At 71.8% G+C, this 20,936-nt stretch carries 20 protein-coding genes and 1 pseudogene; 13 read left to right on the top strand and 8 right to left on the bottom strand.

What is annotated here, in order from left to right; genetic code table 11:
- Window positions 1-24: 24 nt before the first annotated feature.
- Together OG519_RS23945 and OG519_RS23940 are read right to left on the bottom strand one after the other, a co-directional pair.
- A complete protein-coding gene (locus tag OG519_RS23945) occupies window positions 25-1,428 on the bottom strand; it encodes an MFS transporter (protein WP_405592951.1) in 1,404 nt (467 codons plus the stop codon).
- A gap of 235 nt (window positions 1,429-1,663) precedes the next feature.
- Complete coding sequence (locus tag OG519_RS23940) at window positions 1,664-2,116, bottom strand: MarR family winged helix-turn-helix transcriptional regulator (protein WP_405587560.1); 453 nt, start codon at window positions 2,114-2,116, stop codon at window positions 1,664-1,666.
- 327 nt (window positions 2,117-2,443) lie between these two features.
- Here OG519_RS23940 and OG519_RS23935 point away from each other — a divergent pair, with 327 nt between their 5' ends.
- The 8 genes from OG519_RS23935 (at window position 2,444) to OG519_RS23900 (ending at window position 11,080) form a co-directional block, all read left to right on the top strand.
- Window positions 2,444-2,983, top strand: a complete 540-nt coding sequence (locus OG519_RS23935) for a hypothetical protein (protein WP_405587557.1) — start codon at window positions 2,444-2,446, stop codon at window positions 2,981-2,983.
- A gap of 191 nt (window positions 2,984-3,174) precedes the next feature.
- A complete protein-coding gene (locus OG519_RS23930) occupies window positions 3,175-5,415 on the top strand; it encodes a SpoIIE family protein phosphatase (protein ID WP_405587555.1) in 2,241 nt (746 codons plus the stop codon).
- Between the two features lie 285 nt (window positions 5,416-5,700).
- On the top strand, window positions 5,701-6,849 hold the full coding sequence (locus OG519_RS23925; RefSeq protein ID WP_405587552.1) for an ABC transporter substrate-binding protein: 1,149 nt from the start codon (window positions 5,701-5,703) through the stop codon (window positions 6,847-6,849).
- An 8-nt stretch (window positions 6,850-6,857) separates the two neighbouring features.
- The gene (locus tag OG519_RS23920; protein ID WP_405587550.1) at window positions 6,858-7,814 is read left to right on the top strand and encodes an ABC transporter permease; all 957 of its coding nucleotides are present in this window, start codon (window positions 6,858-6,860) and stop codon (window positions 7,812-7,814) included.
- A complete protein-coding gene (locus tag OG519_RS23915) occupies window positions 7,802-8,737 on the top strand; it encodes an ABC transporter permease (RefSeq protein ID WP_405587547.1) in 936 nt (311 codons plus the stop codon). Before OG519_RS23920 ends, OG519_RS23915 begins: the two co-directional genes overlap by 13 nt.
- Entirely contained in the window at window positions 8,734-9,825 is a 1,092-nt protein-coding gene (locus OG519_RS23910; RefSeq protein WP_405587545.1) for an ABC transporter ATP-binding protein, read from the top strand. Before OG519_RS23915 ends, OG519_RS23910 begins: the two co-directional genes overlap by 4 nt.
- 205 nt (window positions 9,826-10,030) lie before the next feature.
- Window positions 10,031-10,729 (top strand): HAD family hydrolase, encoded by a 699-nt coding sequence (locus OG519_RS23905; RefSeq protein ID WP_405587542.1) that lies wholly within the window; start codon window positions 10,031-10,033, stop codon window positions 10,727-10,729.
- A 30-nt stretch (window positions 10,730-10,759) separates the two neighbouring features.
- Window positions 10,760-11,080, top strand: a complete 321-nt coding sequence (locus OG519_RS23900) for a DMT family transporter (RefSeq protein WP_405587539.1) — start codon at window positions 10,760-10,762, stop codon at window positions 11,078-11,080.
- A gap of 98 nt (window positions 11,081-11,178) precedes the next feature.
- On the opposite strand, the gene OG519_RS23895 is transcribed toward OG519_RS23900, so the two are convergent.
- Entirely contained in the window at window positions 11,179-12,072 is an 894-nt protein-coding gene (locus tag OG519_RS23895; RefSeq protein ID WP_405587536.1) for a response regulator transcription factor, read from the bottom strand.
- A 124-nt stretch (window positions 12,073-12,196) separates the two neighbouring features.
- On the opposite strand from OG519_RS23895, the gene OG519_RS23890 reads away from it, so the two are divergent.
- From OG519_RS23890 to OG519_RS23880, 3 genes are all read left to right on the top strand, one after another.
- Window positions 12,197-12,829, top strand: coding sequence for a MarC family protein (locus tag OG519_RS23890; RefSeq protein WP_405587533.1), 633 nt, complete (start codon window positions 12,197-12,199; stop codon window positions 12,827-12,829).
- Between the two features lie 10 nt (window positions 12,830-12,839).
- The gene (locus OG519_RS23885) at window positions 12,840-13,613 is read left to right on the top strand and encodes an NADPH-dependent F420 reductase (RefSeq protein WP_405587530.1); all 774 of its coding nucleotides are present in this window, start codon (window positions 12,840-12,842) and stop codon (window positions 13,611-13,613) included.
- 179 nt (window positions 13,614-13,792) lie between these two features.
- Complete coding sequence (locus tag OG519_RS23880) at window positions 13,793-14,257, top strand: SRPBCC family protein (RefSeq protein WP_405587527.1); 465 nt, start codon at window positions 13,793-13,795, stop codon at window positions 14,255-14,257.
- 81 nt (window positions 14,258-14,338) lie between these two features.
- Here OG519_RS23880 and OG519_RS23875 read toward each other — a convergent pair whose 3' ends face one another.
- The 3 genes and pseudogenes from OG519_RS23875 to OG519_RS23865 all read right to left on the bottom strand — a co-directional run bounded on the left by OG519_RS23875 (window position 14,339) and on the right by OG519_RS23865 (window position 16,754).
- Window positions 14,339-15,373: a right-handed parallel beta-helix repeat-containing protein gene (locus tag OG519_RS23875; RefSeq protein ID WP_405592949.1), complete on the bottom strand. Its 1,035-nt coding sequence runs from the start codon at window positions 15,371-15,373 to the stop codon at window positions 14,339-14,341.
- 45 nt (window positions 15,374-15,418) lie between these two features.
- Window positions 15,419-15,859 (bottom strand): annotated as a pseudogene (locus OG519_RS23870) (carbohydrate binding domain-containing protein); the annotation flags it as partial.
- A gap of 121 nt (window positions 15,860-15,980) precedes the next feature.
- Window positions 15,981-16,754, bottom strand: a complete 774-nt coding sequence (locus OG519_RS23865) for a ScbR family autoregulator-binding transcription factor (protein WP_405587524.1) — start codon at window positions 16,752-16,754, stop codon at window positions 15,981-15,983.
- A 129-nt stretch (window positions 16,755-16,883) separates the two neighbouring features.
- Here OG519_RS23865 and OG519_RS23860 point away from each other — a divergent pair, with 129 nt between their 5' ends.
- Both OG519_RS23860 and OG519_RS23855 read left to right on the top strand, forming a co-directional pair.
- Window positions 16,884-17,807 carry a ScbA/BarX family gamma-butyrolactone biosynthesis protein gene (locus tag OG519_RS23860; RefSeq protein WP_405587521.1) on the top strand — a complete coding sequence of 308 codons (924 nt, stop codon included), beginning with the start codon at window positions 16,884-16,886 and terminating at the stop codon, window positions 17,805-17,807.
- 205 nt (window positions 17,808-18,012) lie between these two features.
- Window positions 18,013-18,705 (top strand): HAD family hydrolase, encoded by a 693-nt coding sequence (locus OG519_RS23855; protein WP_405587518.1) that lies wholly within the window; start codon window positions 18,013-18,015, stop codon window positions 18,703-18,705.
- Window positions 18,706-18,910: 205 nt separating this feature from the next.
- Here OG519_RS23855 and dhaL read toward each other — a convergent pair whose 3' ends face one another.
- Window positions 18,911-19,627 carry a dihydroxyacetone kinase subunit DhaL gene (gene dhaL, locus OG519_RS23850; protein WP_405587515.1) on the bottom strand — a complete coding sequence of 239 codons (717 nt, stop codon included), beginning with the start codon at window positions 19,625-19,627 and terminating at the stop codon, window positions 18,911-18,913.
- Window positions 19,628-19,792: 165 nt separating this feature from the next.
- On the bottom strand, window positions 19,793-20,875 hold the full coding sequence (locus OG519_RS23845; protein ID WP_405587513.1) for a dihydroxyacetone kinase subunit DhaK: 1,083 nt from the start codon (window positions 20,873-20,875) through the stop codon (window positions 19,793-19,795).
- Window positions 20,876-20,936 lie beyond the last annotated feature (61 nt).

Below are 20,936 nucleotides of genomic sequence, written 5' to 3'. Positions count from 1 at the left end.
CAACGGCAACAGGCAGGGCTAGGGCTACGGCTTGGACGCGGATCCGGCCGGGTCCGCCGGTTCGACCGGCCCCGCCGGGTCCGCCGGGTCCTTCGGTTTCGCCAGGCCGGCCGACAACCGCCGCAAACCCCGGTCGAAGACGGTGATCAGCAGGTACAGCACACCGGCCCCGAGCATGATCCAGGCGAGGTGGTGCATCCCCCCGGTCCCGGCGTGCTCCCCGAAGGACGCGGCGGTGGCGGACGAGGCGATCATCGAGCCCACGTAGCCGAAGGTCCGCAGCAGCCCCGCGGAGGATCCGGTGCGCTGCGGGTCGGACTGGAAGTACACCGAGTTCTGGAGCGCCAGGCTGTTGGAACCCTGCGGCACGCCGAAGATCACGGCGAGCAGGATCAGCGCCCACAGCGGGCTGGCCGCGGTGAGGGTCAGCATCAGCAGGCAGGCGACGATCTGGCCGACCGCGCCGAGCAGCAGCTTTCCGAAGATGGCGTTGCGCCGGCCGACGGTGACGGAGACCCCGATCCCCACCAGGAACATCGGTACCTGCACCAGTCCGGCGTGGAAGGGCGAGAGCCCGTAGCCCTCCTCCGTCCACTGGGTGAAGCCGTAGAGGAAGGCGTACGAGACGACGTAGGCGACCAGTGCACGTCCGTAGGTGGCCAGCAGTGGCACATTGCCGCCGAGCACCCTGAGGTCGATGAACGGTGTCCCCGCGCGCAGCTCCCGCACGGCGAAGGCGGCGCCGGCGGCGATCGTGATCACCGGCAGGTACCAGGTGCCGGTGTGCAGGTTCATCAGGAACAGCAGCAGTGTGAAGAGCATGGCGGCGAACAGGCCCATGCCCGGCAGGTCGATCTGCTCGGCCAGTCCGCCGCGGGCCGCCGGGCGGGGGCCCGACTGCTTGGGCAGCCGCAGCGCGCCGAGGGCGACCGAGACCACGGCCAGCGGGATGTTGAGCGCGAAGGTGGAGCGCCAGCCGCCGAGACCGATCAGCAGGCCGCCGAGCAGCGGGCCGATGACGGCGATGGTCTGGTTGGCGACCGCCAGCGTGGTGAGCACGCCGGCCGGGCTGTCCTGGCCGGTCCGCTTGGCCTCGCTGCGCAGCAGTGCCATGGCGGCGGGGTAGCCGGCGCAGGTGCCGAAGCCGAGCAGGACCCGTGCCGCGATCAGCACTCCGAGGGTGGGGGCGAGGGTGCCGATGACGCCGGCGACGCCGACGAGGCTGGTGCTGACCAGGAAGAGCCGGCGGGGGCCGAAGAGGTCGATCAGCCGGCCGACGATCGGCTGGCCCAGCGCGGTCGCCAGGTAGAGGGCCGAGACCAGCCAGGCGGTCTGCGAGGGCGGCGCCCCGAACGCGGCGCCGATGGGGACGAGCGCGACGGCGATGACGGTGGAGTTGATCGGGTTCAGAACCGAGCCGAGCATCATCGGCGGCACAAGCCGACGATCGAAGCCGGCTTCCCCGGTACCACGGCGCGCCACGGCGCTCCGGCCGGGCCCGTCGCCCTGCCCCGTCTGGCCAGGCTGACCGCTCGGGCTGCTCGGGCTCGTCACGCCGGTCCGGTCGCTCCGGCTGGTCTGGCCCATCTGGCCGGTCACGCCGGTCCGGTCGCTCGGGCCATTCAGGCCGCTCGGGTCGGGCTGAGGGGTCTGGTCGGTTTGGTCAGTCACGGATGAGTCGCCCCAGTACGGTCATGGCCGCGATCACGGCCTGGCGCTCCTCCTCGGTGCACTGTCGCTGGAGTTCGCCGGCCAGCCATTCGCCGCGGGCCTGCCGGCCCTCCGCCGCGCGGCGGCGGCCCTCGGCGGTGAGGGCGATCAGCAGGCGGCGGCCGTCGGCCGGATCGCGGCGCCGTTCGACCAGTCCCAGGGCCGCGAGCGCGGTGACCGCGGTCGTCATCGACTGGTGCCGCATGCCCTCGGCGGCGGCGAGGTCGCTGGCGGTGAGCCCGTCGCCGCCGGTGAGGCGGGCCAGCACCGATGCCTGGGTGAGGCTGATGTCCTCGCTGCCTCCGGCGGCGCCGATACGGCGCCGCAAGGGCCCGATCACCCCCCGGACCTCCTGCGAGGCACGGACGGCGGACGGCGAAAGCGACGGCCCGCGATCCTCACTCATGGCTCCACCCTAGGTTCGACAGCCCAGGCTGTCCAGTTTACCTGTGCAGGAAGACTGGATGATCGGCGGCCGGCTCGCGGGCTCCGGTGCCAGGAGCCTCGCCCCCTGGCCCGCCCCGCCGGCTCCGTGTGCGGCCGTCCTGGCCCGGTGCGACGATGGTGGGGACGGGCGGCCGCACCACGTGATCAGCCGACCCGGCCACGGCAGACGAGAACAGGCACGCGCCGACTGCCTCCTCGGTCAGGGCGCCACTCAGGGCGACACTCAGGTCGCCAAGCGCGGGGGCCGGAGGGCAGGTCGACACACCGCGTCGCGAGGAGTCGCCCGATGACACACATCAGGTCAGATCTGGTCCTGTCCGACTCGGCCTTCCACGCCATGATCAACGCGCCTCTCGAACAGGTGGACATCGCCGACTGGCTGCTCTCGCTGCCCGAGGCGGAGTACCAGCGGTGCGCGCCGCCCGACCACATCGCGGCGGGCGCCACCACGACCGACGACGGCCGGCCGATGTCGCTCAACGTCGAGATGATCGGCACCGGGCTGATGATCCAGCACTACGTGGCGGAGATCGCCGAGCGGGACCACTGCCACATGGTGTCGACGTCCGACGTCTTCACGTCCAACGGCCCCAGCAGGGTGCAGGTGATCTGGGACCTCAGCGCCAAGCGCACCGACGACACCCACTGCGAGTACACCAACTCCGTGCTGGCGCATCCCACCGATGAGTTCCTCGCCTTTCTCCACGAGCACGGCATGACGTTCGAGCAGGCCGCGCGGGAGCGGCAGGCGGCGGGCAGCGACCACAACCGGCGCGAGACGCCGAACTACGCGGCGAGCATCGAGCGGGCCGCCCTCGCCCGCTAGGCGGGGCCGACAGGCAGACGGTGCGGGCAGACGGTGCAGACAGACAGGCGAGGCAGACGGACACCGGGCGGAGAGGAGGAGCCGTGGCCGGATCCGCCGGACGGAGGGTGGCCGACGACCGGCCGCCGTCGCGGCGCGGCAGCCGACGGTGACATGGCGGAATCAACGAAACAGTCGATGGGACGCAGGCGATGGCCGAATCCTCCCGAGGAAGCACACCGTGGCCCGCCGACGCGCTCGGCCTGATCGGGGCGGCCGCCGCTCTGATCGGTGGCGACGGAACCATCCGGGGGTGGACGGACGCCGCCCGGCGGTCCCTGGGCTACCGCGCCGACGAGGTGGTCGGCCGCTCCGCCGCGATGCTGCTGCCGGACGGCGCGACCGCCCGTGCGTGCGAAGGTGCGGGCGAAAACGCGGGCGAAAACGCGCCTGAAGGCGCAAGTGACGGTGCGGGTGAGCGCGAGAGTGCGGGTGCCGGGGAGACCCCGGACTGGGCGGCCCGGGCGCGGGCCCGCGAGCCGTGGTCGGCGGTGGTCGCGCTGCGCCGCAAGGACGGCAGCGAGGCCCGGATGACGCTGGAGGGCTCCCCGCTCTTCGGCGGCGACTGGACCGACCGGGCCGACCGGGCCGACTGGTTCGTGACGGCGGCCGATCCGGCCAGTGCCTCCTTCTGGGCGCCCGCGCGGTCCAAGGTCTCCCAGGCGCTGCTGGCCCGCTCCCCGGTCGGCCTGTCCATCTGGGACACCGATCTGCGGTGCGTGTGGCTGAACGCCGCGGCCGAGCGACAGGACGGTCTGCTGCGCCGGCAGCGGCTCGGCCGGCTGATCACCGAGGTGCAGCCGGACAACGAGGGCACCGCGATCGCCGCGGGGATGCGGCGGGTGCTGGAGAGCGGTGAGCCGATCATCGAGCGCGAGTACACCTGGCGGGTCCCCGGCGAGGACGAGGAGCGGGTGCTGTCGGCGTCGTACTACCGTCTCGACGGCACGGACGGCGAGCCGATCGGGGTGGTCAACTTGGCCACCGACATCGACAAGTCCCGGGCCCGTCAGCACCTGCTGCTGCTCGGCCGGGCGGGCAACGGCATCGGCACCACGCTCAACGTGACGAGGACCGCGCAGGAGCTGGCCGACGCGGCGGTGCCGCTGCTCGCCGACTACGCCACCGTCGACCTCGGCGAGACGGTCCAGTTCGGCGAGGAGCCCATCGAGCGCCAGGCCGCCTCGGAATCGCGGATCCCGGTCTTCCGCCGGGCCGGCGTGGCCTCCATCCACCAGGAGTTGCCCGAGGCGCTGTGGAACATCGGCGAGGTGGTCCTCGTGCCGCCGGAATCCCCTTTCACCAAGGCACTCTTGTCCGGCGAGAGCCACTACGAGCCGGTCCTGAACACCGGTCCCGGCACCTGGCTCGACCACGACCCGGACCGCGCCCGGGTGATCGCCGCGACCGGCATGCACTCGCTGATCATCGTCCCGCTCCGGGCGCGCGGGGTGGTGCTCGGCGAGGCGGTCTTCGTCCGCACCGACAACAAGACACCGTTCTCCGGCGACGACCTGCTGCTCATCGAGGAGCTCGTCGGCCGCGCCGCGCTGAGCCTGGACAACGCCCGCCGCTACACCCGGGAGCGGGCCGCGTCGGTGGCCCTCCAGCGCAATCTGCTGCCGCACCACCTTTCCGGCGGCCGGGCGGTCGAGGTCGCCTCGCGCTATCTGCCGGCCGACACCCACGAGGGCGTCGGCGGCGACTGGTTCGACGTGATCCCGCTCCGCAAGGCGCGGGTCGGTCTGGTGGTCGGTGACGTGGTCGGGCACGGCATCAACGCCGCCGCCCTGATGGGGCAGCTCCGGACGATCATGCGCACGCTCGCCGACCTCGACCTGCCGCCGGCCGAACTGCTCGCCCGGCTCGACCGGCTGGTGCTGCTGATGTCGGAGCAGAGCGATCCGGCCGACGGCTTCGGCGGCCCGATGATGAGCTGTACGTGTCTCTACGCGATCTACGACCCGGTCACCCGGCGCTGCACCATGGCCTCGGCCGGGCACCCGCCGCCCGCGCTGGTCCACCCGGACGGCACCGTGGTCTTCCCGCGGGTGGCGCCGGGCCCGCCCATCGGCATGGGCATGAGGTCGTACGAGTCGCTGGCGGTCGAGCTGCCGGAGGGCAGCGTCATCGCCCTCTACACCGACGGCCTCATCGAGACCCGCACCGCCGACCTCGACGCGGGGCTCGACCGGCTGCGTGCGGCCCTCGACCGTCCCGGGCTGCCGCTCGAACAGCTCTGCTCCCATGTGATCAAGACGATGGGGACGAGGCGGCGGCTGGGCGCCGGCTACCGGGCCGGCCAGGCGCCCGCCGAGGACGACGTCGCCCTGCTGATGGCCCGGACCCTGGTGCTGACCCCGGAGGAGGCGGCCGCCCGCAAGGGCGCCTGAGCGCCGATCCGACGGCCCGTCACACAGCACCGGTGACGCTTTCGCGCCGCGCACCGAGCCGCGTATGCCCAGCTCAGCGCGGTTGAATATAACAAATCGGACGTTCTCCCGACAGGCCCCGGGGATAGGCCACCCGTTCACGTTCCGATAACCGGGCTACCGCCTACTGGGCCAAGTTGTACAGGCAACTACTTCTTGCGCAGCCAACCCAAAGCGTACGGCCGTCCCCAGGCTTGCCGGCGGGTCTGCACCTCCCTCCCGTCGTCCCTCACAGGAGAACCACCCGTGATATTCCATCGCGCTCGCGCCGCCTCCCTGGTCGTGGGCATCGCCGCCGCTTCGCTCACCCTGGCCGCCTGCGGCTCCTCAAGCGACTCGTCCAGCGGCTCGGCCGGCAGCAAGAAGGCCGCCGTCTCCGCCGCCGACTTCGGCGGCATGGACGCCCTGGTCACCGCCGCCAAGAAGGAGGGGAAGCTCAACGCCATCGCGCTCCCCGACGACTGGGCCAACTACGGCAACATCATCAAGGGCTTCGAGAAGAAGTACGGCATCAAGGTCGCCGTCGAGAACCCGGCGGGATCCAGCCAGGACGAGGTCAACGCGATCACCTCCCGCAAGGGCCAGGGCCGCGCGCCCGACGTCGTGGACCTCGGCAACTCCTTCGCGCTGAGCGCGGCGAAGCAGGGCCTGCTCGCCCCCTACAAGGTGTCCACCTGGAACGACATCCCGGCCAACCAGAAGGACGCCACCGGGCTGCGCTACGACGACTACGGCGGCTATGTCTCGATCGGCTGCGACGCCAGCAAGGTCAAGGAGTGCCCGACCACCTTCGCCGACCTGCTCAAGCCCGAGTACAAGGGCCAGGTCGCGCTGAACGGTGACCCGACCAAGTCCGGTTCCGCGTTCGGCGGGGTCTACGCGGCGGCGCTGGCGAGCGGCGGTTCGCTCGACGCCATCCAGCCCGGTCTCGACTTCTTCGGCAAGCTGAAGAAGAGCGGCAACTTCAACCCGGTGCAGTCCACCCCGGCGACCGTCGAAAAGGGCGAGACGCCGATCAGCATCGACTGGGACTACCTCAACGCGTCCTACGCCGCCGAGTTCAAGGCCAAGGGTCTTGACTGGAAGGTGAACATCCCCACCGACGGCCAGTACGCCCAGTTCTACAGCCAGGGCATCAACAAGTGGGCCCCGCACCCGGCCACCGCGCGTCTGTGGGAGGAGTACCTCTACAGCGCCGAGGGCCAGAACCTCTTCCTCCAGGGCTTCTCCCGTCCCGTCGAGCTGGCCGCCATGCAGTCGGCCGGCACCGTCGACGCCGCCGCCGCCGCGGCGCTGCCGCCGGTGACCGCCGCCGCCCAGTTCCCGACCCCGGACCAGATCACCGCGGCCCAGAAGGCCGTGGCGGACGGCTGGTCCAAGGCTGTCGGCGGCTGAGCGCCGAGATGACCACGGCTTCCGCCGCGACGCCGTCCCCGGCCGCCGGACCCTCCTTCGCGGAGTCCGGCGGCTTCGGGGCGGCCACGCCGCCCGACGCGGGCACGCCCGCCTCCCGCCGGCGGCCCCGCGCCACCGGCTGGCTCGCCGTACTCCCGCTGCTGGTCTTCGTGGTCGTCGTCTTCGGACTGCCGACGTACGCGATCACCGTCGGCGCCTTCAACACGGCCGCGACCGACCCCGGTGGCACCCACTGGACCACGTCCAACCTGACGCAGTCGGTGCACGGTTCGTATGTGACCGCGCTGTGGGGCAGCGTCAAACTCTCCGGCCTCACCGCGCTGCTCAGCGTGGTGCTCGGGCTGCCGCTGGCCCAGGCGGTGATCACCTCCCGCTTCCGCGCGCTGCGCGAGGCGGTGCTCGCCGCCTCCGGTGTGCTCGCCAACTTCGGCGGGGTGCCGCTGGCCTTCGCCTTCGTGGCCACCCTCGGCAACTCGGGTGAGCTGACCCAGCGGCTGAACCTGGCCAAGCACGGCTGGAGCCTCTACAACTTCGATGGCCTGACCATCGTCTATCTGTACTTCCTGGTGCCGCTGATGGTGCTCACCATCACCCCGGCGCTGGAGGGTCTGCGCACCCAGTGGCGGGAGGCGGCCCAGAACGCGGGCGCGACCGCCTGGCAGTACTGGCTCCATGTGGCGCGGCCCATCCTGCTGCCCTCGCTGATGGGAAGCTTCGTGCTGCTCTTCGGCAGCGCCTTCGCCGCGTACGCCACCGCCGCCGCGATGGTCGGCAGCTCGGTGCCGCTGATCACCCTCCAGATCGCCAACACCCTCTCCGGGAACGTGCTGGTCGGGCAGGGCAATGTGGCGCTCGCCCTCAGCCTGGACATGATCGTCATCGCCTGCGTGGTCATGGCCGCCTACATCCCCTTGCAGCGGAGGACCGCACGATGGCTGCACTGACCGCCGCCCCAGCACCCGAAACGTCCCGGGCCGTGCCCGCGGGCGGCACCCGGCGCCGCCCGCGCGTGTGGCGCGGCGTGGTCGGGCTGATCGCCGCGCTCTACTTCCTCGGCCCCATGGTCTTCTCGGTGATCTTCACCCTGGACGTGCCGGGGCAGGGCTTCACCCTCGACTCGTACAGCGGCATCCTCGGCACCGACGGCTTCTGGCCCGGAGTGCGGCTGACCGGGGAGCTGGCCGCCGCCACCATCGCCGGAGTGCTGCTCCTGCTGGTGCCGGCGCTGCTCGCGGTGCGGCTGACCGCGCCCCGGCTCCGGGTGCTGGTGGAGATCGTCTGCTCGCTGCCGCTCGTGGTGCCGGCGGTGGCGCTGACCGCCGGCATCAGCCAGGTGCTGAGCTGGGGCCCGGACCACTTCGCGAACACCCCGCTCTTCCAGACGTTCAACGACATCCAGAACCCGAGCTTTCCGCTGGTGCTGGTGCTCGCCTACATCCTGATGTCCATGCCGCTCGCCTACCGCACGCTGGACGCTGGGCTGCGGGCGATCGACGTCCCGACCCTGGTGGAGGCGGCCCGCAACTGCGGCGCTTCCTGGCCCAGGGCGGTGGTCCAGGTGGTGCTCCCCAATATGCGCGGGGCGCTGCTGAACACCGCGTTCCTCACCCTGGCCCTGGTCCTCGGCGAGTACACCGTCTCCTCGATCCTCGGCTACACGCCCTTCGCGGTGTGGATCGTCTCCATCGGTGACAGCCAGGCGCAGACCTCGGTGGCCGTCTCCGTGATCAGCCTGTTCCTCACCTGGGGCCTGTTGCTGCTGCTCGCCGCCGTCGGCCGGGGCCCCTCCCGCCGCCCGTCCCGTACGTCCCGCTCGTCCCGGCGCCTTGCCGCCGCGGCGGCCCCCGCCGCTCAGGAGATCCCGTGACCGCCATCGCGACAGAAGCCGCCGCCGCCCGCGAGGCGGACGGGGCCACCATCGAGTTCCGCGGGCTGCGGCGCTCCTTCGGCGCCACCGTCGCGCTCGACGGACTGGACCTGACGGCCCACCCGGGCGAGCTGCTCGCCCTGCTCGGCCCGTCCGGCTGCGGCAAGACCACCGCGCTGCGGATGCTGGCCGGGTTCGAGCACCCGGACTCCGGCCAGGTGCTGGTGGACGGCCGAGACGTCACCAGGATTCCCGCCCACCGCAGGGACGCGGGGATGGTCTTCCAGTCCTACAGCCTCTTCCCGCACCTCACGGCGGTGGACAACGTCGCCTTCGGGCCGCGGATGCGCGGTGTCGGCCAGGCCCAACGCCGGTCCAGGGCAGCCGAGTTGCTTGACCTGGTGGGCCTGCCGCAGTTGGCCGATCGCTATCCTCACCAGATGTCCGGCGGACAGCAGCAGCGGGTGGCGCTCGCCCGCGCGCTGGCGCTGCGGCCGCGGGTCCTGCTGCTGGACGAACCGTTGTCGGCGCTGGACGCGAAGGTACGGCTCAACCTCCGCGAGGAGATCCGCCGCCTTCAGCAGGAGCTCGGCATCACCACGTTGTTCGTGACCCACGACCAGGAGGAGGCGCTGTCGATGGCCGACCGGGTGGCCGTACTGCGCTCCGGCAGGCTGGAGCAGGTCGACGCGCCGGAGGTGCTCTACGCGCGGCCGGCCACGCCCTTCGTCGCCGAGTTCGTCGGCACCATGAGCCGGGTGCCCGCGACCCGGACCGGTGGCGCGGACGGCACGGTGGAGGTGCTCGGCCGCCGGATGCCGGTGACGGGACCGGTGCCCGCCGAGGGGGAGTTGGACGTCCTGGTCCGCCCCGAGGCGCTGCGTGTCGTGCCCGACCGGCAGGGCACCTCCCGGGTGGTGACGGCCGCCTTCCTCGGGGCCGTCACCCGCCTCACCGTGCGCCTCGAAGACGGCACCGAAGTCAAGATCGACATTCCGGGGCACGCCGTGTCGGACCTTCCGGTCGGCTCACCCGCCACCGTCTCCTTCCCGGACCACCCGGTGCTGGTCGACCGGCGCGTCGCCTGAACGAACGGTGGTGCGCCGCCCGGTCCGCCGGGCGGCGCACCACCGTGCCGGCGGTCCGTCGCCGGCCGTTTCCGCACCTCGCCGTACATCGCCGTACGGCGCCGCACGCCGCTGAACCTCGCTGTACGTCTCGTGTCCTGTCCGCCGCCGCGCGGTCCCCGCCGGGCCCGCGCACCCACCTCACCCCGCCGAGGAACCCTCACCCATGACCTCGCCCCTGAGCGACTCCCGTCCCACCCGGCCCGCCGCCGTGCTCTTCGACATGGACGGCACGCTCGTCGACACCGAGCGGCTGTGGTGGCAGGCCGCCGCGGAGGTCGCCGACGGACTGGGACACCGGCTCGGCGACGCCGACCTGCCGGATGTGCTCGGCCGGCCGATCGGCCACACCGCCGCCCATCTGCGGCGCGTCACCAGCACCGACCGTACGGCCGCGCAGGTGGGGGCGGCGCTCGAAGACGCCTTCGGCGGCCGGATCACCGCCCATGTGCACCCCCGCCCCGGGGTGCTGCGGCTGCTCGCCGAACTGCGGGACGCTCGGATACCGACCGCGGTGGTGTCGGCCTCACCGCGCCGGATCGTCGACCTGGTGCTCCAGGCGCTCGGCCCGCAGTGGTTCGCGGTGACCGTCGCGGCCGAGGACACCCCCGTCACCAAGCCGGCGCCCGACCCGTATCTGGCGGCGGCGGCGAAGCTGGGCGCCGAGCCGGCCCGGTGCGTCGCGGTGGAGGACAGCCCCATCGGGGTGGCGTCCGCGCGGGCGGCCGGCTGCCCGGTGCTGGCGGTCCCCTCGACCGTGCCGATCGACCCCTCTCCCGGGGTCACGGTGCGCACCGGCCTGGCCGAGGTCGATCTGGCGATCCTCGGCGCCCTGCTCACACCTGACGCCGGCGCCCGCTCCTGACCGGCCGATCGAACACCGCGGAGACCCCCGTTGCCGTACCTGCTGCTCGCCCTGGCCATCATCTCCGAGGTGTGCGCCACCACCTGTCTGAAGCTCACCGACGGCTTCAGCCGGCTGCTGCCGACCTTCGCGGTGGCGGCGGCCTACGTCCTGTCCTTCGCGCTGCTCGGCCGCGCCCTCAAGCAGATCCCGGTGTCCTTCGCCTACGCGGTCTGGTCGGGGGCCGGCACCGCGGCGGTGGCGGTCATCGGGGCGGCGGCCTTCGGTGAGGCGCTCGGCCGGCCGCAGTGGCTGGGCATCGCCCTGATCATCGTGGGCGTGGTGATCCTCAACATCCACCGGGCCTCCTGACGAGGTCGCCGACGCGAGACGGCGGCGACCCGGGCGGCCGGCAGCTCAGCGGCCGACGACCCCAGGCGAAGGCCCCGGGCGAGGTCCGGCGGGCTGGCTCAGACCACGCCGGCCCGTATCCCGTACGCCACCGCCTGGGTCCGGTTGCGCAGCCCGAGACGGTGGGTCAGCTCGTGAAGTACACCCTTGATGGTGCGCTCCGAGTAGCTGAGCCGGCCGGCGATCTCGGCGGTGCCGATCCCCTCGGCGAGCAGCCGCAGGATCTGCACCTCACGGGGGCGCAGTCCGGCCTGGACCCCGGACGCGTCGGCTGCCTGGCGCTTGCGCAACTCCCGCACCAGCCGCCGGGTGGAGGTGCCGGGCATGTTCGACCATTCGGTCGGCGCGTCGGCCAGCGCGGCCACGATGTCGGTGAATCGGGCCGCTCCCCTGGGCAGGAACCGCACCATGCCGAAATCGGCGGCCGCCAGCAACTGGCTCTCGCTCATGGCGTCGGCGACCACCACCAGCGGGCACGTGTACGCGTAGAGCCGGGTGTGGTGCCGCTTGATCGCGCCGAACACCCCCTCGTTCACCTGTGTGGCGAGGAACAGCGCCACCTCGGCCGCGCGCTCCCGCTCGGCCGGCAGCACCGCGATCCTGGGATTGCCGCGCAGCCACGCCCGCGCACCGCTCTCGGTGACGCGGTCGGTCGCCCGTACGGCCACGGCGACGGGGCTCTCCTCGACCGGGGCCTTCAGCCGCCTGCCGACCAGCGGCAGCACGGTGGCGCCGGCCGCCGACAGGTCCGACGGATCCAGCGACTCCAGCGGCTCCGGCGGGGCCGGGGAGTCCAGTGGGATCAAGGGGGTCTGCGGGACCATGGGGTCCGGGTGGGGATGCCGGTGGCTCAACGTGTTCTCCAGGACGCGACGGTGCCGGTCTGCCTGCTCTGTCCGCTCGATGTGCTCGGTCTGTCCGATCCGCCGGGTGGCTTCGGGGTGCTCCGACATCCACACGGTCGCGTCGGTGGGAAAGGTTCAATCCGCCGGAAAGGTTCATTGGCCCGGTCCGGGGAGCCGGCCGGGACGGCGTCAATACCGCGGCCCGGCAGTCGTTCTGCGCATCATGCCCCTTATGATCACGCTCACGTTCTCCGCGGCGTTCTTCACGTTCTTCTCCGTGATCGGCCCGCCCAAGGTGCTGCTCGCCTTCGCCGAGCTGGCGCAGAACCACTCGCGGGAGCGGCTGCGGGCCATCGCGCTGGTCTCCTCGGTCACCGCTGTGATCGTCGGCGTGGTGACGGGATTCGCCTCACCGTGGCTGCTGGAGTTCTTCCACATCTCCACCCCGGCGCTCGAACTCTCCGGCGGGGTGATCTTCTTCATCTACGCCATCGGGCTCGTCCTCGGCGTGCGCATCGGCAGGGAGCGGACCCAGCACGAGGACGACGCGGACTTCCCGAGCGGGGTCCGGGAGCTGCTGGTGCCCTACGTGGTGAGTCCGCTGTCGCTCACCGCCGTGCTGATCGAGGCGACCGAGCGGGACAGTTGGGACTGGCGCTGGACCGTCGTGCTGGCCTTCACCTCCGTCATCGCCATCGACCTGATCTGCGTGGTCGTGCTCGGCGGGCTGCTCCAGTGGACCCACAGCGCCATCGTCGAGCTCTTCGCCCGGCTGGTCGGTCTGCTGCTCGCGGCCGTGGGCGTCGACCTCGTGCTCGACGGGCTGTTCGACCTCGGCGTCAAGACGGTGTCGGCCCGCTCCTGAGTCCGCAGCCGTGGTCCGGCCGGCTCAACCGGCTGAGCCGGTCGGGCGATCACGCCGGCCCGGGCGGAACACTTGCCGCCGCCGAGGGGTTGAAGCTCGCATGGCGACTCTGGGACTCATCGGAAGCGGACAGATCGGCAGCACCCTCGCGCGGCTCGCGGTCGAGCGCGGGCTCGACGTGGTACTGAGCAACTCCCGCGGGCCGCAGACACTCTCCGGCCTGGTCGAGGAGCTCGGGCCACAGGCCAGGGCGGCCACCGCGGCGGAGGCCGCGGCCGCCGGGGACTGGGTGGTGGTGACGATCCCGGTCAAGGCGTATCCACTGGTGCCGGCCCCGCCCCTGGTGGGCAAGACGGTCATCGACACCGGCAACTACTACCCGGCGCGGGACGGGAAGATCCCCGAACTGGAGTCGGGGGAGACCACGAGCAGCGAACTCCTCCAGCGGCTCCTCCCGGGCGCGCACGTCGTCAAGGCGTTCAACAACATCTCCTACCAGCACCTCGCCGCCCTGCCGCAGCCGATGGGCGCGGCGGACCGCAGCGCGCTGGCGATCACCGGGGACGACGCCGCCGCCAAGGAGCGGGCCGGCGAGCTGATCTCCCGGCTGGGCTACGACCCGCTGGACGCCGGACCGCTCGCCGACGGCCGCTGGTACCAGCCGGGCACCCCGGGCTATGGCCGGCTGTACGCGCGGGACCGGGCGGAGGACTTCTGGGCGCGGCCGGCCGAGCCCGCGTCCCGCTCGGACGTCGAGGCCGCCCTCGCCGCGGCCCGCGCCTGACGGTGTCCGCAGGCAGGCACCCGGTCACTCCCCCGAATGGCGCAATGGACAAGCGGTTCGGGTGGTAGGAGAGTGGCTCCGCCCCGAGACTGAGTAGGCGAGTTCGGGTGGGCCGTTGTCCGCAGTGACCGGGTGCTCGTGTGTCGCATGGCGCCCGATCGATCAAGGAGCGACTGATCATGAGTGGACGTTTTGAAGTGCGTACGGAGATCGACCGGCCCATTGATGAGGTTTTCGCCTATCTCGCCGCCGGTACCAACGATCCCCATTTCAGCCCGCGGGTGCAGGAGATCGTGAAGGACCCGGCCGGCCCCACCGCCGTCGGCACCGTCTTCCGCAGCACCGTCAAGGACGCCGGGATGACGAGCAAGCGGGAGATCCGGATCACCGAACTGGAGGCGCCCTCGAAGGTGCGCTGGACGGAGACCTCCAAGAACACCGTGACCTCGTCCGAAGGCGGTTACGACCTGGCGCCGGGCACCAACGGGGGCACCCAGGTGACGCTCTACAACGTCCTCGAAGGGCACGGCATCGGCAAGGTCCTGCTCCCGATCGCGCTGAGCACGTCCCGCAAGGACGCGCCCGCTTTCGGCGAGCGGATCAAGAAGGCGGTCGAAGCGTCCTCGGGCCCCGGCCTCGACTGACACAATGTGCGGCTGACCGGCTGTCCGGTTCCGGCGGGAACCGGACAGCCGTTCGGCGCACGGCGGTTCGCACCCGCCGGGTCAACCCGTGATCGGCACCCCGGGGTTGACGAGGCCGGCGCCGCCGATCACGGTGTTGTCGCGGGTGACCGTGACCGGGCAGTTCGCCGCGTCGTAGTCGGTGACGTCGATGCCGTACGACGGGGCGACGCTCGCGCCGGTCAGATCGGCGGTGTTGTGCCGGAAGACCGTGCCGCAGCCCCATCCGGCGTACTGGCTGTGGGTCTGGAAGCCGTCCTTGAGGGTGTGCGTGCCACGGTTGTCCTCGACCGTGTAGCCGTTGCCCTTCACATCGATCCACGAGTCGTCGTAGTTGACATCGGTCAGGCCGTTGCCGTCGAAGGTGTTGCCGGAGATCAGCCCGCCGGTGGTGCCTTCCTTGATGTCGATGTTCTCGGCGCCGATGTTCGGGCCGATGGTGTTGTCGAGGATCTGCACGTGGTCGCTCTGGTCGGTGAGCGTGTTGGCGGTGCCGACGTAGACACCCTCGCCCTTGCCGTCGTGGGCGGTGCCGGTGTCGTGCACGGTGGAGTTCTCCAGCACGCCGTACTGGCTGGAGTCGCGGAAGTGGATCCCCTCCATCGTGGTGTCGTAGACGGTGACGGAGTCCAGCACCACGTGGTCGGCGGTGTCCAGCATGATGGCCTTCTGGGCGTGCGTGACGGTGATGCCCTTGACCGTCCAGTACGAGGCGCCGTTGAGATAGAGGCCGTAGCCGCCGCCGGTCGAGGTGGTGAGCACGGCGCGGGCCGAGCCGGTGAGGGTGATCCGGCTCTGCGCCGTGCCGGCCACGGTGGTCTTGAAGTTCCCGGTGTAGGTGCCGTCCGCGAGCTGGATCGTCTGACCGGGGGTGACCGCGGCCAGGGCGTCCTTGAGCTGGGCGCTGGTGCTCACCGCGATGACCGGGCCGCCGCCGGGGCTCGTGGGCGTGGTGGTCGGGGTGGGCGTGGGCGTCGGCGTACGGGTCGGGGTGGGCGTCGGGGTCGGCGTAGGCGTCGGGCTGCCGGTCGTCGGGGTCGGGGTGCCGCCACCGCCGCCCGGGCCGCTGAGCACCACGTCGTCGGCGTAGAACGTGCCCTGGCCGTACCACCCGTGGGTCCAGACCGACACCGAGGTCGTGCTCGCCCCGGTGGTGAAGGTGGTGCTGAGCGGGGTGTAGTCGGCGGCGCTCGGCGTCCACGTACTGGCGCTCACGCCGGTGCCGGTCGCGCCGAGGTAGACATACGCACCGCGCACATAAGCGGTCAGCGTGTACGTGGTGGCGGGCTGGACGGCGACGGTCTGGGCGCACTGGGCGAAGTCGCCCGCCGAGGCCGCGCCCTTGAGCGCCCATCCCCCGCTGTGCACGGGCGAGGTGACCGCGGAGTCGAGCGCCGAGCAGGTCCAGCCGGTGAGCGCGCCGGCCTCGAAGGAGCCGTTGGCCGGCAGCGGGTCGGTGGCGGCTTCGGCGGACTGGTGGCCGAGGAGTGCGACGCCGCCGAGGGCCGCGGTGGCCAGGGCGAGCGCGGCACTGACGGGTGTGCGCAGGACGGATGTGCGCATGGGGCTTCCTCGCGGGCGTGGTGGGGGGACGCGGAGGGTGCGCCCCACATTGGACTGGACCACAACGGGACCCGTCAAGGGCCCGTCCACGAGCCGGATTTGGCGCCGCCCGAGTGGACAGTCACCCGATGTCTCGCGCGACGGCTCCTTCGGTCTCCGGCCCGCGGGACCCCGCAATGTCCGCTTCGGTGCCCTGTGCCACAACTTGGCCGAAATCCGGCCCGGCCGTCTCGCCCGCAGTCTGCCCGGGAAGCTCGGCCGCCCGCACCCGGTCGAGCAGCGCCGCCGGATCCGCCGGGGCCCGCTGGAGCGCGACGAGCAGCACCAGCCACATGTCGCGAAGCTGCTCCTCGATGCGGCTGCGGCCGTCCAGCGCGTCGGAGACGGTGTGCAGGCCGAAGAACGCGTAGACGACGCTGAGCGCGGCCTTTTCGGGGTCGACACCGGCCGCCAGCTCCCCCGCGGCACGGGCGTCCTCAAGCAGTGCGGCGACCGTGGTGATCCAGCCGACGAAGGGCACCGGCAGCGGCTCGTCGATCGCCTTGCGCTCCATCCACAGCCGGGATCCGGCGCGTACCACCACGTCGTCCCGGAAGGCCCTGGCCACCGTGAAGCTCAGCGAGACCAGCTTCTCCAGCGCCGGCCGGTCCCCCGCCCGGACGGTTTCGACCAGCCCCGGCCAGGTCTCGAAGTGCGCCTCGACGACGGCGAGCGCCAGCTTCTCCTTGTTCGCGAAGTGGAAGTAGATCGCCCCACTGGTGCGGCCGGAGAGCGCGCTGATGTCGCTGATGCTGGTAGCGGCGTACCCACGCTCGTCGAACAGGGTCGCCGCGGCCTCCAGCAGGAACCGTCGCGTCGTCTTCGCCCGTACCTGCACGCTCACTCCGGATGCCACGTCATCGTCGCCTACTCCTAGCAATCTAGCGGCTGCGCGGGACATCCACGAGGCCATACGCAAGCAACGCGCCAGCAATACGTGAGCAACCCGCGTGCGTATCCGCTGACCGTGAGTTCTTCTTATGATATGAACACTTCGGTCGAAGGTGTCTCCGGGCATGACCGTGCACTGAACCGTTCACAAACGGTCCCCCGGGAAATGGTGCACCGCACATCGGTCGCCGAGGTCCTCCTTACGGATGTACGGCCGAACGGAGATGGCATTTTCTCGGCGGCCGCGAGCTGGCCTCGATCGCATACCACTTTTCCGCGCGACGGGACCGATCTGCACAGCCCGCTGATCCTGGTCGAGACCCTGCGCCAATTGGGGATCTACGTTCCGCTGCGGTTTTTCGGGGTACCGCAGGCGAGTCATCTGATCATCTCGGACCTGTACTTCGCCCTCGTGGCCGACCGGGAGCCGCGGGCCGGCAGCGGCTGCACGGAGATCACCTGCCGGGTGGCGGTGAGCGAGGTGCGCCGGGGCCCGCACGGCGCCGCGACCGGGATGCGCCTGGAGGTCACCTTCCACTCCCAGCGCGGCCTCTTCGCCCGGGCCGGCGGCGGCGTCCGCTTCCTCAACGAGCGCGGCTACGCGGCCGTGCGGCCGAACCCGCTGATGGGACGGCATCCGCCGATGACCGCGGAGAGCCGCCCGAACCCGACGACGCTTTCCGTCGCCGAGCGCCGGGACGTGGTGATCGTCCGGCGGGAAGGCGCCCTGGCGGTGGAGCCGGCCGATCAGCGCCACCCGTTCTTCTTCGACCACGTCAGCGACCACGTCCCCGGCATGGTGCTGCTGGAGGCGGCCCGGCAGGCCGCCGCCGAAGCCAGCGGCGGCCGGCTGCTCCGGCCGACCAGCGGACGGCTGACGGCGACCCGGTTCACCGAGTTCTCGCCGCCCGCCAGGGTGGAGGCGGTCGCACACCACCGCACCTGCGTCTTTCGTATCCGGGCCGGCGCCGAATGCACCGCCTACGGGGTACTCGGATACGGGCGACACGCCCGGTGACCCAACGCACTTCCTTGACTACCAAGGGTTTGGGTCCATAACATAACGATCGATATGTTCTTGGTGGGCGCCGAAAGCCCGATATCCGGGCTGTGTCCGCCAAGGGCCCGCGCCTGCCTGATTTTCCATGGCGCGTCGGCCGCTCGCCGCGTGAACGCGGCGTCTCCCGTCGACGCTTTCAGGCATTCCCGAACGGAAGCCCGTGATGAACTCTCATCGCATCCTTTCCTGGACCCCCGCGGCGATCGTCTTCGACTGCGACGGCACCCTCATGGACACCGAGCGTCATTGGCAGGACGCCCGCGAACTCGCCATGCTCGATTTCGGCGTGGCCGCCGCCCCGGATTTCGCGGAGCGGAGCAAGGGTCTGCACTACACCGAGTGCGGGCAGCTCATGGCCGACGAGGCCGGCCGCCCCGAGCTCGGCGACGAGCTGACCGCCGCCCTCCTCGAGCACTTCCGCGCACTGGTCGCGGGGAACCCGCAGACCATGCCGGGCGCCCGCGAGCTGGTGGCGAACGCGGCGAAGTTCGCCCCGCTCGCGGTCGCGAGCAACTGCCCGCGGGACGTCGTGGAGTCGTGCCTCGGCCACGCCGAACTGCGCGGCTACTTCGACCACATCGTGGTGCCCGACGCCAACAACCGCCCCAAGCCCCACCCGGACGTCTATCTCACCGCCGCCCGCTACTGCGGGGCGGCCCCGGCCGACACCTTGGCGGTGGAGGACTCCGGCTGCGGCGTGGAGTCGGCCGCCAGGGCGGGGCTGCGGATCATGGGCGTCGGCCCGTGGCCGGGCGAGGACGTCGCGGCGAGCGTCGACCTGTGGGTCGCCTCGCTCGACCAGCCGGACATCTTCGAGTGGGCGAGCCAGCGGGTTGCCCGGCAGCTGTCGGCGTGAGCCGCCGGGTGTCCGGATACGACAGCTGACAGAGACTGACAGAGTCTGTCGGAGACTGACAGAGACCGACGGAGACCGACAGAAACTGACGGTGCTGACAGCGGCTGACGCCCGCTGACGGCGGCCGACCAGCAGCCGACCAGCAGCCGACCAGCAGCCGACCAGCAGCCGACAGCAGCGCAACCTCAGATACACCAGGCGCGCGTCAGGCGCTCCGCTCCACCGTGACACCGCCGAGCTGCCGGTCCGGCAGCAGCGGCGCCAGCCGGGTGACGGTCCGCTCGGCGGCTGAGAAGAGCAGTCCGATACCCACCGCGCCGGGATCCGGTACCCCGGCGGCACGATCGCCCACGTAGCTGGCCCGGCCGCTGCGGGCGGTCAGCCGGGCGGTGTTCGCCACCCCCTCCCACGCGGCCCGGGCCGCGTGCGACAGCGCCTCGATCGGGTCGGCCGACGAGGGGCAGGCGGCGAGCGCACCGCAGGCCGGCACCAGTGCGTCGACGAGGGTCTTGTCGCCGACCGCCGCCTCTCCGACCCGCTGTATGGCCGACAGGCCGTTGCCGACGCCCATCGCCAGCGCGCCCACGTAGAGTCCGTCGCCCGCGGCCTCCACCGCGACGGCCATTTCCTGGAAGAGCAGCCCGAACAGGGGGCCGCTGGTGCCGCCGACCTCGTCGAGGAAGGCGGTGGCGGCGGCCTCCAGCGGCCCGCCGGCGCTGGCCGCGCGGACCTCGTCCAGTTCACCGAGCAGGCGGACCGCCGCCTGGAGCCCGGCCACCAGGTTGGCGCCGAAGTCGCCGTCGCCGACCTGCTGGTCGAGGGCGCTCAGTTCCGGTTCCGTGGCCACGGCGGAGGCCGCGTACCTGCGTATCCACGCGTTGGTGAAGCCCTCCGTGAACGCGGCGTCGATGCGTGTACCCATGGGTGCCCCTTCCGTCATGGTCCCGCCAGGCCCCTCAGGCCCCTCAGTCCCGTCAGTCCCCGCTGATCCCCGTTGGTCCCGTTCGTGGCCGCGTCGGCGGTCGTCGGTCCCCGCACCGGCACCGGGCCGCCTGGCCGGGGCCGGCTGCGCGGGGCCGCCGCCGCGTCAGGGCCGGGCGGCGACCGCTCCCGCCGGACCGGCGGGGTCCGCCGGGCCGGCTGTGGCGGTCGCCGGCCGGACCGGGATGTCCCGCGGCCAGGCCGCGGTGAAGGCCGGGGCGTCGTAGTGCGCGAGCATGGCGCGGTCGGCCAGCATCATCGTCAGTGAGAAGCCGCGCATGTCCAGCGCGGTGACGAAGTCGCCGACCAGGGTGCGTACCGTGTTCGCGCCGCGCGCGTCCAGCAGTTCCGTCACCTCGTGCAGTACGGCGTACAGCTCCATCTGGGTGATAGCGCCGAGGCCGTTGACGAGCACCACGACCTGCGTGCCGCGGCCCATGCCGAGGGAGTCGGCCACCGCGGTCACCATGTCCGCCGCCAGTTCGCGCAGCGGCAGCGGGCCGGTGAGGGTGCGGCGGGCGCGTTCGCCGTGGATGCCGACGCCGTACTCGATGTCGCCGTCGGCGAGGTCGAAGGCCGGCAGTCCGGTGGGGGGCGCGGTGTGGGCGGCCGAGGCCACGGCCAGGCTGCGGCTGCGGCTGACCAGTTCGGTGCCCAGGGTCTTCAGTTCGGCCAGACCCATCCCGCTGTCGGCCGCCGCGCCGAGGATCTTCTCCACCAGCACGGTCGCGCCGGTGCCCCGGCGGCCGGTGGACACGTCCGCCGACTCCGACGCCAGGTCGTCGTCGATGAGGACGCGTTCACAGGGGATGCCCTCGCGGGCGAGGCGTTCCGCGGCGATACCGAAGTTGATTTTGTCCCCGGTGTAGTTCTTCACCAGGTGCAGCACCCCGGCCTCGCGGGCCACCGCCCGGGACGCCTCGAAGATCGCCCGGTTGTGCGGGGAGGCGAAGATCCGCCCGGGGCAGGCCGCGTCCAGCATGCCCTGGCCGACGTAGCCGATGTGCAGGGGTTCGTGTCCCGACCCGCCGCCGGACACCAGGCCCACCCGACGGGTCGGGGCGGTCCGCAGCGATCGGATGAAGCCGTGCTGTCTGTTCCACTCGACCGTCCCGGCGTGCGCGCGGGCGAATCCGGCCAGCGCGTCGATGACCAGATCGTCAATCGCGTTCGCGAAGTAGAGGCCCATACCAGTGCCACACCTTTCCGGAGAACGGCGAGTCCGGAGAACGGCGAGCGGTCTCCTGCCC

Source organism: Streptomyces sp. NBC_01190, assembly GCF_045039895.1.
Classification (GTDB): Bacteria; Actinomycetota; Actinomycetes; order Streptomycetales; family Streptomycetaceae; genus Actinacidiphila.
This window is presented reverse-complemented; position numbering and strand designations above follow the sequence as displayed.